Annotated in this window: 11 protein-coding genes; all 11 read right to left on the bottom strand. The window is 29.7% G+C overall.

Going from position 1 to position 12,864, the window contains the following annotated elements:
• Nucleotides 1-11 precede the first annotated feature (11 nt).
• Nucleotides 12-728, bottom strand: a complete 717-nt coding sequence (locus IPH62_11195; GenBank protein MBK7105837.1) for an FkbM family methyltransferase — start codon at nucleotides 726-728, stop codon at nucleotides 12-14.
• The gene (locus IPH62_11190) at nucleotides 725-2,200 is read right to left on the bottom strand and encodes an oligosaccharide flippase family protein (GenBank protein ID MBK7105836.1); all 1,476 of its coding nucleotides are present in this window, start codon (nucleotides 2,198-2,200) and stop codon (nucleotides 725-727) included. The genes IPH62_11195 and IPH62_11190 overlap by 4 nt, the downstream gene beginning before the upstream one ends.
• The gene (locus IPH62_11185; GenBank protein MBK7105835.1) at nucleotides 2,197-3,210 is read right to left on the bottom strand and encodes an O-antigen ligase family protein; all 1,014 of its coding nucleotides are present in this window, start codon (nucleotides 3,208-3,210) and stop codon (nucleotides 2,197-2,199) included. The genes IPH62_11190 and IPH62_11185 overlap by 4 nt, the downstream gene beginning before the upstream one ends.
• Nucleotides 3,211-3,620: 410 nt before the next feature.
• The gene (locus IPH62_11180) at nucleotides 3,621-4,787 is read right to left on the bottom strand and encodes a hypothetical protein (protein MBK7105834.1); all 1,167 of its coding nucleotides are present in this window, start codon (nucleotides 4,785-4,787) and stop codon (nucleotides 3,621-3,623) included.
• 39 nt (nucleotides 4,788-4,826) lie between these two features.
• Complete coding sequence (locus IPH62_11175) at nucleotides 4,827-6,242, bottom strand: SLBB domain-containing protein (GenBank protein MBK7105833.1); 1,416 nt, start codon at nucleotides 6,240-6,242, stop codon at nucleotides 4,827-4,829.
• A 5-nt stretch (nucleotides 6,243-6,247) separates the two neighbouring features.
• Complete coding sequence (gene rfbB, locus IPH62_11170; GenBank protein MBK7105832.1) at nucleotides 6,248-7,261, bottom strand: dTDP-glucose 4,6-dehydratase; 1,014 nt, start codon at nucleotides 7,259-7,261, stop codon at nucleotides 6,248-6,250.
• A gap of 6 nt (nucleotides 7,262-7,267) precedes the next feature.
• Nucleotides 7,268-7,993, bottom strand: a complete 726-nt coding sequence (locus IPH62_11165) for a hypothetical protein (protein MBK7105831.1) — start codon at nucleotides 7,991-7,993, stop codon at nucleotides 7,268-7,270.
• A gap of 184 nt (nucleotides 7,994-8,177) precedes the next feature.
• Nucleotides 8,178-9,443 (bottom strand): cell division protein FtsZ, encoded by a 1,266-nt coding sequence (gene ftsZ / locus IPH62_11160; protein ID MBK7105830.1) that lies wholly within the window; start codon nucleotides 9,441-9,443, stop codon nucleotides 8,178-8,180.
• 24 nt (nucleotides 9,444-9,467) lie between these two features.
• A complete protein-coding gene (gene ftsA, locus IPH62_11155) occupies nucleotides 9,468-10,712 on the bottom strand; it encodes a cell division protein FtsA (protein ID MBK7105829.1) in 1,245 nt (414 codons plus the stop codon).
• Nucleotides 10,709-11,482 carry a cell division protein FtsQ/DivIB gene (locus tag IPH62_11150; GenBank protein ID MBK7105828.1) on the bottom strand — a complete coding sequence of 258 codons (774 nt, stop codon included), beginning with the start codon at nucleotides 11,480-11,482 and terminating at the stop codon, nucleotides 10,709-10,711. The genes ftsA and IPH62_11150 overlap by 4 nt, the downstream gene beginning before the upstream one ends.
• Nucleotides 11,466-12,863 (bottom strand): UDP-N-acetylmuramate--L-alanine ligase, encoded by a 1,398-nt coding sequence (locus tag IPH62_11145; GenBank protein ID MBK7105827.1) that lies wholly within the window; start codon nucleotides 12,861-12,863, stop codon nucleotides 11,466-11,468. Before IPH62_11145 ends, IPH62_11150 begins: the two co-directional genes overlap by 17 nt.
• Nucleotide 12,864: the final 1 nt, after the last annotated feature.

Genomic DNA, 12,864 nt, shown 5'->3' with positions numbered 1-12,864 from the left:
TTTAATTTAGATTATTGTTTAATAAAAATTGCATCAGCTTGTAAAATCTGACCGTTATGCGGATCTATTAATTGTTCAAAATTGCCGTAATAATTAAATCCTTTTTCAACCAAGTAAGTGTAAATATCATTGAATAGAGGCTGGTCTTTATACAATTCATGAAAACTCACTTCAAGTATAATAATTTTAACTTCATTAAGAAATTTATAACCGCCTTTTAATACATTCAACTCATAACCTTGAACATCAATTTTTAATAGAATTTCTTTTGATTTAATTAATTCATTTATAAAATTGTCCAATTTTTTAACGCTAACTTTTTCTTCAAATACAGTACTTGTATAAGGAAATGCATTTTTGTGCAAATCTTTCATTTCCAAAAAAGAGGAACTGGGGGCAAACTGATTATGATAAAAAATTTTTTCTTCATCTTTTTCTCCAAGCGCGTAATTATAGAATTTTATCTTTTTAATCCCAACAAGATTTTCTTTAAGTTCCTCTATACATTCTTTTAATGGTTCGAAAGAATGTATTTCAACTTCAGGTAGAATCTTATTTATTTTTTGAGCAAATTCTCCATTGTTTGCTCCAACATCAATAATAGTGTTGATATTCATATTTTGCAGCCATAAATAGTCACCCTTTTCTATTTTAAGATCAATTGTTGGTATTCTTGTTATTGTATAACCAAAAAAATTAACAATATTTAAAATAATTCTTCTAATCATACTTCTACTTCCGTCTTGTTTAAGAAAAAATTGATATAAAGTTTTATGTCATTGTAGAAAACAAATGACATAATAAAAGAAATTGAAATTGTTGGTACATAGAAAGGTACAAATTTAAAATATATTAAGAATGTTGAAATGATTATACAAGAAACAAGAAAAACAAGTTTAAAAACCTTCGTAGAGGAAATAAATTCTTTTAAATCTATCTTAGTTAGTTTTTGAACAAATAAAAACATACCAATGTTCACCAAAACAACCGTAATAAAATAACCAAACAAACCAAGAACCGTATTATAGATATAAAAACCAATGAACAATGAACTAGATATTAAAAGTACATTTGTCAATTGCACCAACGCAATAAAATGTGCCTTACCAATACCAATCAAAAAGATATAGATTGTATATCCAAAACTATTTACAGATTCAGGTAAAGCCAGAATTAAAAAAATTATTATAGGTTCATCAATACCAAACAATAATTTAATCAAAATTGTAAGTGGAGCAAGAAATAAACCAAATGCTGTTCCTGAGTATGTAATCCCAAGTTTTGAAAATTTCTTTCCATCAGTTCTTAAAAAATTAAGTTTTTCATCCGTTGTATTTAAAATACTAGCTTTGGGTAGTATAATTCTAAAAGTGTTAAAAAATAAGCCAGACATTGCTTGGGCAAATCTTCTTGCTATTTCATAAAAGGAAATATGGCTTGTACCTAAATAATTACCTATTAAAAATTTTATTACTGGATCTATCAGAGCTGTAAAAATGGAAGTGAATTGTATTGAAACACTAAATCCAACTATTCCTTTCAAATTGTTTAAATCGAAAAATGACAATTTAATTTTTATACTTTTGTGAATATTTTTAAGATAATAAATGTAAACTAATAAAATAATAAACCAAGTGGATAAATAACCAATAGCAAGCCAAATTATTGATAAGTTAAATATGTAAATAATTGTAACAAATAAAAGTGTTGTTAGAGATTGAAAAATAGTTATTTTACTTACTAATTTAAAATCATTCATTCCTTCAAATATTGATTTTAGAAAAATTGAAACGTATTGTATTAAAAAGGAAAAACCTAATAAAGTAAAAATATTGATAAGCTCAGAATTGTTATTTCCTACTGACCGAACTACTTCCGAAATTATAAAAATATGTCCTATTAAATTTATTAGTACTAATAAAATAATACCCAAAGTTAAAAATAAATAGAAGCTCGATGATAATAATCCGTTTAATTTCCTCTCATCAGATTTTAATTGAGCGGTAAATTTTATAATAGCAGTCCCAAATCCAAAATCTATAGCAGAGCCTGTTCCCCAAATTGATGCAAATAATAGCCAGATTCCGAATATTTCACTACCGAAATGAGTTATATTCAACTTAAGCATTATTAAAGACGAAATTAGTGTGACTATATATTGAATTGATAACCAAATAGAATTTTTACTTTCACTGTTCATTCAGCATGCTTCATGTTGGCAAGTAATAAATTGTAATTTGATACCGACATTCCTAAAGTTATTCCCCATAGAACAACCTGCTGTCCCCAAAGCCACGCATCAGTCATAAACATAGAAATTAGTATATAAAGTTGTATGCCGATAATAACAACTGTAATTTTAGCATCGTCAGGTTTACTTACCAAGTTCAGCTCTTTTATACCAATTTTAATAATTGTAAAAACTAAAAAGATAAACCCAATTAAACCGACAATTCCAGTTTCAGTTAAAACGGCAATCCAAGTAACATGTGGTGTACGCTCCATAACAAATGTCTTATAAAATGATTTGGGAATAGTATAATATAAATGAGATGAAAAAGAAAATGAATAAAAACCAATACCAATAAACGGGTGTTGAGCAAAGGCATTGTAAGCAGTATGCCAAATAAATAACCTAGAAACATAAGAACTGGAAACAGAACCCGGATCATCTGTAATTACTTGGGATGATTCTTCTGAGGAAATTCTATCTTCTATTCCTGCGCTTGCCTGACTTGATATAAAATAAATTCCTATAATTGTTACAATAATAACTGTTAATATTTTTATTATTTTAGATTTTTTCACATAGAATTTAACAGACTTTATAAGTAATAAAAGTATTATTATAAATAATGAGAGACCTGTTGATAGCCAAGCATTTCTTGTTTGAGTAAATATAAGTCCTGTAGTTATTAAAATCATAAGCAGACCAAATATAATTTTCTTCATATGTCTTTCATAAATAAATAGAATTATACTAATTAATGCCCCAATTCCACTTAGATCTACGTAAAAAACTCCTGAAAATCCAAAAACACGCCCACCGGTTATTATCCCGTTTACTATAACATAAATGCTATCAATAGCTGTAAGTAAAAGATATATATAAAGAATAAAATAGAGATCAGTTCTTCTTTTTAGGACTATTGGTATGGAAGTCATAACTAGAATCATAGCAATTAAGTTATTTGCTTTAAATAAACTCATTATTGGATCAATTGTATTAAGAAAAGAAGGAATACAAAAAATGACGTAAATTAAAATTGCAGATAAATAAGTATTTCTAAATTCGGAATATACAATTTTCTCATGCGTGATTAGGAGCGAAATAAAAAGAATAAAAGTGAAATATATTATTAAATGTAAACTAAAAAAATGAAACGGGGTAAATAGTAAAACAAGCAAAAACACAAAAGTAATTTTAAAGTTAAAAATAAAAACTAAAGATGTGATTAAACCTAAAACTGAAAATAAAATTAGAAACTCATTACCTATTTGCATTAAAAAAATAAGAGAACTTGCAGATAATAAACTCAATAAAAATAATTTCCATTTAAAATCTAATTCCCAAAATCTTAGATTGTTCTCGATTATTGTTCCCAATGAGTGCTCAAAATTTAGTACTTCTTAAATTTAAAAATCTCGTTTTTAATCAATAAAACCTTATCGTTCGTTGTTTTATCTAATAATTCACGAATGATAATAATGAAAAGCACCATTAGTAATACTATAACTGTTATTAAAATTGATAATAAAGCTCTTTGAGGAAAGGCTTTTTTTTCGGCTGGAATACCTTTGTCTATAACTTGCAAAAGAGGTATATTTTTTTGTTCATCAAACCTGGATTGTTCATATACTGGAATAATAAATTCTAACATTGCGTTATATATCTCAACATCTCGATAGAATCTAAGATAGGTCATTGATTTTTGTGGCAAGTTTGTTAAAGACAGTATTAAATTAGAACCGTCTTTTCCATTTTTTATTTTATTTAGTTTAATTTGATATTCTTCAAGCGAAATTTTTGCTGCTTCAATTTGCGGGGAATTTTCGCCATATAGTTTTTTTAAAATATTATATTCAACTTGTTTCGAAGCTAATTCTGCTTCAAGTTTGGTATAAGCTTCAAAACTTGCTTGTAACTGATCTTCGGCTAATAAAATTCCGCTATTTTTCTGATAAATAACTAAAGAATCTTCTGCAATTTTTAAACTACTCTTAATTTCTTCATATCTCTTTTCCATAAATAATCTATTATCTTTAGCCTTAGCAATGTTTAATTCAATAAGTGTTTCATTAAGTTGTTTCACAATATAATTAACCATATCAGCAGCTTTTTGTGGCGACTTGTCTCTAATTTTAATCTCATATGCACCCTCTTTTGTTTCCTCAGCATTTATTATTCCAGCTAAAACCTTTATAGTTTCTTCCATTGTTTTTTCTTTATATGCTTTATACAAATCAAACCGATCAATTATTTTCAGCAAATTGGTTCTACTATAAATTATTGTTGTAAAAAGATCCGTATCAGCACCAGATGAACTAAGTCCAGGTATTCCAATAGGGAGATTTGAAAAACTCTTCATAAGTGAACCTAATCCACTAGTATTTTCATTTTCAGAAGTTATAACAACAGAAGTTGATTCAAACTGTTCATCTATTAGAAAATAAATTGTTACGTAAGAAAAAATAATTGTAAAAATTGTTAATGATATCAACAACTTTTTCCACTTTAAAATAAACACCAGATAATCCAACAAATCTAAACCTCTAGATTCACTCATAATTGATTAATTGCCTTATTTATTTGTCAAAAATTAAATTTATTTCTTAAGTTGTAACAACAATACAATAACTGTTGCAACACCTCCAACAATACCGGCTATACTTCCTATTTGATTCAGATAATAATTGAAACTCCTGTGAGGTTCTTTAGGTAACCAAATATAATCCCCAGGTTTTATGTCATACGATACATCTTCATCAATTTCTATCCAAGACCTGGTAGTACCCTCAATTAAATAAATTTCTCCTTTGGCTGTTTTACCAATACCGCCTGCTTTTTCAATATAATAATCAATGTTTTTGCCATCAACAAATTCAATATATCCTGGACTTGCAACTTGTCCAAATACATATACTAAGTTTACTTTTTCTGGAACAAAAATATAATCTCTGTCTTTTACAATAAACTTACTATCTAATGAATTACTGTCTAATATATTCTTGAAATCAATTGATAAGTTTCCTCTGGAATATCTTAATTCATTGTCAACCAAAAATGATAGTGAATCTTCAATTTCAATATTTGCCATTCTTTGCATCATAATAGTTTCAAACCTTTCGGAAAAAATTGGAGAGTTATAAATATTTGCCCCACGTATTAATTCCGCTCTATCAAGATCTGCACCTAATTTAAAGCCACCTACTTTTTCAATAATTTCCTTGATTGTAGTATTATCTTTAGTAATGTAAACATAACCTGGTTGGTTTACTTCTCCTTCAATTAAAATTTTGAAATTTTTCTTTTGAGTATCATCAGCTAAAATTCTTATTCTATCCCCAGCATGCAGATTCGTATCATCCGAAATATTTACTAAAATAATTTCTTCTGATAAACCATTATAATTGAGTCTTGAAATTTCAGCAAATTTTACATTTTCATATGCAAGATTAATTCCCTGAGCAAATTGAATTGCATCAGATAATTTATCACCTTCCAAAAATTGAAATCTAAATGGTTCAAATTTATTTTCTAATTCAATTTTATTAACTGCTCCAGTAATTTCTATAAAGTTTCTGCTTAGATCCAGTGCCGGGAAAACAATCACATCATCATTTTTTAAATAAGGGTTATATTTAAAATCCCCTGTTAATCTAAATTTTGCTAAGTCAAGGAATATTTCATCACCACTAACCCTTATTAGTTTAATACCTCTCCAAGCAAACTTAGCAAATTCTTCTTCTAACAATTGTTTTTGATAAACTTCGCTTACAGAAGAAATAGATCTAACTTTAGCTTCGTTATATAATCTTGATAAAAAATGATCTACTCTTTCTGTTGAGGATGCAGGGAAAGTACCATTAACAATAAACTCTCCACCTATTGTAACAGAAATTTGCTGAAGTGTTAAAATTGAATTAGAACTGGATGATCCACCATCATTTAATGAAATTTGAGCTTCTAATGAATTTACAAATAATATTAGGAATAAAATCTTAGTTAAATTTCTATACATATTTTTTATCTAGTTCCATATTGTGTTTGATAGTAATTTCTATAATTTCCTGAAATAATTTTTTCCCACCAATTTTTATTTTCAATATACCAATCTATTGTATTTTCTATCGCATTTTCAAAGTCAAATTTTGGTGACCAACCTAATTCACTTTGAATTTTTGTTGAATCTATTGCGTATCTTCTATCGTGACCAAGCCTATCTTTAACATATTCAATAAGCGTTTCATCCTTTCCCAATTTATTTAATATCAATTTTACAATATCGATATTTTTCATTTCTCTACTTGCGCCAATATTATAAACTTCTCCTATTTTTCCATTTTCTAAAACAAGTGTAATTGCTTTGTTATGATCAATAACATAAATCCAATCTCTAACATTTAAGCCATCACCATATACCGGAAGTTTTTTATTATTCAAAGCATTTATTATCATCAAAGGAATTAATTTTTCCGGAAATTGAAACTGTCCGTAATTATTTGAACATCTAGTGATAACAACTGGTAATCCATAGGTATGATAAAAAGAAAGTGCCATCATATCAGCAGAAGCTTTGCTTGAAGAATAAGGACTATTAGGAGAAAGCGGTGTCTGCTCAGTAAATAATCCAGTTTCGCCCAAACTTCCATAAACTTCATCCGTTGATATTTGAAGAAATTTTTCAACATTATATCTTTTTGCTGCTTCTAAAAGTACATTTGTACCAATTACATTTGTCGTAAAAAATATTTCCGATCCCAAAATACTTCTATCTACATGAGATTCAGCTGCAAAATTAATAACGTAATTAAATTTATATTTTTGAAAAAGATAATCAATCAATTCTTTATTTGCGATATCACCTTTTACAAAAGTGTAGTTTGGATTTTTTTCTACCTTTTGCAGATTTTCAAGATTTCCCGCGTAAGTAAGTTTATCAATATTTACAATCCTTAAATCATCTCTTTCACCAAGTAGTGAATTGATATAATTACTTCCAATAAATCCGGCACCGCCGGTAACTAACAAGTTTTTCATAATTTTTTAGAAAGCAAAAAGTCCTATAAATATTCCAGTTTGAATAAAGAAACTATTTCCGTTTAATCCAGAAGGAACGTTAATTATTTTTTGTTGATTTGCAATTTCCCAATTGTCACCGATTGCAATTTGATATCCTAAACCAGCTCTAACTGCTAAAAATCTTGTAACCGGAATATCTGCATTTATTGTTGGAGCCAACAGAAAAAACGAATTTGAAATTTGATAATTTTTGTTTTGATCAACAACATTATTAGCTGCCAAATCCCAAATATTATCCCAATTATTATCATTTCTATTTTGATAAATATCAATTTCCAAACTGCCTCCGCCAATCATTAACCCAACAGAAAGAGCGATATTTTTTACAAAAGGCATTGTATATTCTATAGTTGCTGCGCCGCCGCCTAAAGAATATTCAACTTCATTTTCAAATGAATTAACATTTGATTGTTCTGTTTGAAATCCGCTATATCCAATTCCACCAAATCTCAAATTATCTATAATCATTACATAAGCATAGCCGCTTCCGCCCCAAGCATACAAAGGACCGCTCAAATTATTCATTCCAAGTTTTGAAATTTGAAGATTTACTTCATCATAATTTGGGAATAAAATTACTGGAGAAAAACCTCCGGCTCCGCCAAATTTTGCAATCCACCCGACTTGAGATTCTGACTGAGCAAAATAACTGATTGTTGCAAAAATATATATTAAAATCGTTTTTTTCATAAAATTGATTTCTTTTAAGCGATAAATTTACCGAAATTTGACGTAATTAAAAATTGTTAAATTATTTATAATTTCGCAAAAAATAAAGGCTGTACTGATTTCGGATGGTAATTGACGAGATTACCACAACAAGGATGAAATCAACGACAGCCTTTTTTTAATTATTTGAAACTTGAAAAATATATTAGTCCATCATCATTCTTAAAAATGATGAACCACCTCTGTTTTTCTTTTCATCTTTATTATCTTCAACTTTCACTCCGTCAAATGCATCCAACTGATCAATTTTAAATCCGCTTCTTGGTACAAGATTTTCTTCAGATAGAATTCTGTTGGTTCCTTTCACTCTAAATATTGTTGGTGTATCTAATTCTTCAGACGCAGTTGGAATTTCAAAATTCTCAACTGTATAACCCGCAAATTTTTTATCTTTTTCTTCGACTTGTTCTTTTTTCTCGTTAATTATTTTACTTTCCTTTTTAGCACTTGCTCCAAATCCTGTTGCAATTACAGTATATGAAACGCTGTCATTCATTTCATCTTTTGCAACCCAGCCAAATATTACATTAGCTTCTTCACCTGCCGCTTCATAAATAACTTTATTACCTTCATCAATTTCCTGCATTGTAAGATCATCGGAGCCTGTGACATTTAATAAAATGTTTTTTGCACCTTTAATACTAATTCCATCTAACAAAGGTGATGAAATTGCTTTTTGTGCTGCTTCAATTGCTCTATTTTCGCCGCTTGCAGTTCCGGCACCCATTAAAGCTTCACCGCTCGAATTCATTACCGATCTAACATCAGCAAAGTCAACATTTATAATTCCGGGGATTGTAATAATATCGGCAATTCCTCTTGTGGCTTCGTATAAAACTTCATTTGGTTTTTCAAATGCTGTTCTTGCGGAAACAGTTTTATCTAAAATGCTTAATAATCTATCATTCGGAATAACAATTAAACTATCTACACTTCTTCGTAAATCATGAATTCCCTCATCAGCATTGAGCATTCTGCGTTTACCTTCCCACTTAAATGGTTTTGTAACAATTCCAATTACCAATGCACCTAAACTTTTTGCAATTGATGCAACTACAGGAGCACCACCTGTTCCGGTTCCACCGCCCATTCCGGCAGTAACGAAAACCATATCGCTGCCTTCAAGAATTTTTGTAATTTTTTCTCTATCTTCTTCAATAGCTTTTCTGCCAACATTAGGATCAGCTCCTGCGCCTAACCCTCTTGTAATATTGTTACCAATTTGAATTTTATGATTTGCACTGCTCATTTTAAGAACTTGAGCATCTGTATTTACAGCAACATACTCAACTCCTTTTAAGCCGCGCTGCATCATACTTTCAATAGCATTACAGCCACCGCCGCCAACTCCAACAACTTTAAGTTTGGCTGATAACATATCTTCCTTATCGAGTGTTACAAAACTGGGCATGATTCCTCCTTGTTGTATTTTTATTTATAATTCGTCAAAAAATTCTTGAACTTTTTTAAAGAATTTGGAAATTCCTAAATCCTTTACATTTGTTTTATTTTTAATTGTGAACATTGCTTGTGAACTTGTTGTGCCGGGCATTCCTCTAATTAAACCTGCAACAGTTGCAAATTCCGGACTTTCAATTTCGTTTGATAATCCAGCACCTAAATCCAAGGGAACACCAATTCTTGTTGGTAATCCAAATACAGATTCAGCTAATTCAGTTACACCACTTAATAATGAACCGCCGCCGGTCAATACAATTCCAGCTTTTATTTTATTCTTAAATCCGGCTTGGCGCAATTCATTATCAATCAAAGTAAAAAGTTCTTTCATTCTTACATGAATGATTTGTGTTAGAAGTGAAACCGGAATTTTAATATTTCCGCGCGCACCAACACCCTTTATATAAATATCTTCATCTTTAATAATTGCTTCTTCTAAAGCATAGCCATGTTCTTTTTTTAGCTTTTCGGCTTCTTCTGTTACAATTCCAAGTGATTCTCTAATATCATTTGTAACCTGATTTCCGGCAACGCCAATAACTTTTGTATATTTTATACTTTTTTCATGGAACACCGCTATATCAGTTGTGCCTCCTCCAATATCGATAAGCGCAACTCCAAGATCTTTTTCATTTTCTTCTAATACAGAAACGCTTGATGCAATTGGTTGAAGTATATAATCTTGAACGGTATATCCGGCTCGTTCAACAGATTTTTTTATGTTTTGCATTGCGGGAATTGAAGCAAGTACAACGTGATTGAGTGCTTCTAATCTGCTTCCGCACATTCCAATTGGGTTTTCAATTCCGCCTTGATGATCAATATAAAATTCTTCAGGAATTATATGAAGTATTTGTCGATCAGCCGGAATTCTGATAGTTTTAACATCTGCTTTCAGTCTGTCAATATCAGCTTGAGTTATTTCTTTATCCTGGTTATTTATTGTAATATAATTTCTATGTCTTAAACTTGTAATATGTTCGCCTGCAACACCAACGTTTACTGCTCTAACATCAATATCTGCGCGGTTTGCAGCAATAGTCATAGCTTGTTTTATTGCTTCTGCAGTTTTTGCAATATTGGCAACAAGTCCTCTGTTTAATCCATCCGATGGTGCAACTCCAAAACCAAGAATATCAATTTTGTTATCAAGTTGTTCAGCAATAACAGCACCGACTTTTGTTGTTCCCAAGTCCAATCCCGCAATAATATTTTTTTTCATATTGTTTCCTCTGTAGCAACTATTTTATTATCAAAACCCAAGTAAACTAAATCTGTAAATCTTAAGTCAAGATAATCCATATATTCAAATAATCTATTTCGTCGAATGTGTTTTATGATTTTTGATAAATAAATTGTCTTTTCTATTTCTGAGTCATCTCCTAGATAAATTGGAAATTCTAAATCGGAAATTGTCAGTGTAATTCCGTTCCCTTCGTTAAAATTTATTTCAGAAATTCTGTTATTTAATTCTTCATCATAAATTTCAGACGCAGAAATTATATTTAATGCTTTTATTAAATTCTCAAACTTTCCGGCATTACGAAAAGCTAAAATGTTATTTGCATTTTTAAGATTAACTATTACAGGCAGATCAATGTTTTTTGTGGATGCAAAAAATGGAATTATTTCTGCTTTATTTGTTATCAAAAACTGTTTGGTATTTGTTAAAAGTAAAGCTTCCAATTTTTTTTCATACAAAATAATTTTTATAACACCGCGTTCAGCCTGCCATACATCTGCATTATTTATATATGGATGTTTTTCCAAACGATCTTGAATAACTGTAATATTAATATTGGGATCTTTCTTAAAATTAGTAAGATTAGCAATTTCAAGATATTGATTGATTGTTAAGTAATTTGCTCCTTCTATCTCTAATTTATTGATGGAGTTTAAATCACTGCTCTCTAATGAAAATGCAAGTAATCCTACAATTGAAATTAGCAGAAATAATAATATTGAATGTTTTATTCTAATTATTGTTTTCATCTTTTAGTTTTAATTTATATTCTTCAATAAACTTTTCACCATATTTCCAAATATCGCCGGCACCAAGAGTAATAACAATATCATCATTTTTTACAATGCTGTTAAGTAACTTTGGTATGTTATTTTTATCCGATTCGTAAATAACATTTTTATGACCAAAATCTTTTGCGGCATCTGCAATTAATTTTCCAGAAATTCCATCAATTGGTTTTTCTCTTGCCGGATAAACATCTGTACAAATAAAAATATCTGAGTTTAAAAATGATCTTCCAAATTCTGCGTAAAAATCTCTCGTTCTTGAATAAAGGTGCGGCTGAAATACTGCAACTATTCTTCGTTTCCATCCGCTTCTTATTCCCAACAATGTTGCGGTTGTTTCAGTTGGATGATGACCATAATCATCAACTACTAAAATTTTCTCATCATATTTTTTTTCAAATCTTCTATAAACACCGGAAAAAGCACCGAGAGCTTTTTTTATAGTTTCAAAACTTATTCCCATTTCTTTTGCAATAGTAACTGCTACAAGAGAATTTTTAACGTAGTGTAATCCCGGCAAATTTAAATTTATTTTTCCTAATTCCTCACCTTTGTAAATAACTGTATAGCTACTTTGGTTTTTATCAAAGCTAATATCAACAGCTTTCACATCTGCTTGCGGAGAAATGCCATACGTAATAATAGTTTTGTTAATATGGGGAATGATATCTTGCAGTGCCGGTTCATCTAAACACAAAACAACAAAACCATAAAAAGGAACTTTGTTTGCAAATTGTATAAATGCAGATTTGATATCATCCAAATCTTTATAAGTATCTAAATGTTCTTTCTCTAAAGTTGTAATAGCTGCAATGCTTGGTGTAAGTTGAAGAAATGTTCTATCAAATTCATCAGCTTCTACAACAATATAATCACCGTTTCCCAATCTGGCATTGGTTCCACCAAGACTGCTTAATTTTCCGCCAACAATAATTGTTGGATCAATTCCGCCTTCTGTTAAAACCAATCCAACCATTGAAGTTGTACTTGTCTTACCATGAGTTCCCGCAATGCCGATTCCGTTTTTCATTCGCATTGTTTCAGCAAGCATTTCCGCTCTTTTTATTGTTGGAATTTTTCTGTCAATTGCTTCTTTAACTTCCGGATTTTCTTTATTAACTGCCGATGAATAAACTACCAAATCGATATCCTTAATATTTTCTTTGGAATGCCCTTGAAAAATTTCCACACCAATTGACTGCAATCTTTCGGTAATTTCTGTTAATGATAAATCAGATCCGGAAACTTTAAATCCTTGATTAACTAAAATTTCTGCTAACCCGCTCATTCCTATTCCGCCAATTCCAACAAAATGAATTTTTTTAATAATATTTTTTAACATT

It is taken from the genome of Ignavibacteriota bacterium (assembly GCA_016708125.1).
Lineage (GTDB): Bacteria > Bacteroidota > Ignavibacteria > Ignavibacteriales > Melioribacteraceae.
This window is presented reverse-complemented; position numbering and strand designations above follow the sequence as displayed.

Bases quoted from the DNA above. Each gene is read 5' to 3' on its own strand.
- IPH62_11195 (MBK7105837.1), bottom strand. From the start codon at position 728: ATGATTAGAAGAATTATTTTAAATATTGTTAATTTTTTTGGTTATACA.
- IPH62_11190 (MBK7105836.1), bottom strand. From the start codon at position 2,200: ATGAACAGTGAAAGTAAAAATTCTATTTGGTTATCAATTCAATATATA.
- IPH62_11185 (MBK7105835.1), bottom strand. From the start codon at position 3,210: ATGAGTTTATTTAAAGCAAATAACTTAATTGCTATGATTCTAGTTATG.
- IPH62_11180 (MBK7105834.1), bottom strand. From the start codon at position 4,787: ATGAGTGAATCTAGAGGTTTAGATTTGTTGGATTATCTGGTGTTTATT.
- IPH62_11175 (MBK7105833.1), bottom strand. From the start codon at position 6,242: ATGTATAGAAATTTAACTAAGATTTTATTCCTAATATTATTTGTAAAT.
- rfbB (MBK7105832.1), bottom strand. From the start codon at position 7,261: ATGAAAAACTTGTTAGTTACCGGCGGTGCCGGATTTATTGGAAGTAAT.
- IPH62_11165 (MBK7105831.1), bottom strand. From the start codon at position 7,993: ATGAAAAAAACGATTTTAATATATATTTTTGCAACAATCAGTTATTTT.
- ftsZ (MBK7105830.1), bottom strand. From the start codon at position 9,443: ATGCCCAGTTTTGTAACACTCGATAAGGAAGATATGTTATCAGCCAAA.
- ftsA (MBK7105829.1), bottom strand. From the start codon at position 10,712: ATGAAAAAAAATATTATTGCGGGATTGGACTTGGGAACAACAAAAGTC.
- IPH62_11150 (MBK7105828.1), bottom strand. From the start codon at position 11,482: ATGAAAACAATAATTAGAATAAAACATTCAATATTATTATTTCTGCTA.
- IPH62_11145 (MBK7105827.1), bottom strand. From the start codon at position 12,863: ATGTTAAAAAATATTATTAAAAAAATTCATTTTGTTGGAATTGGCGGA.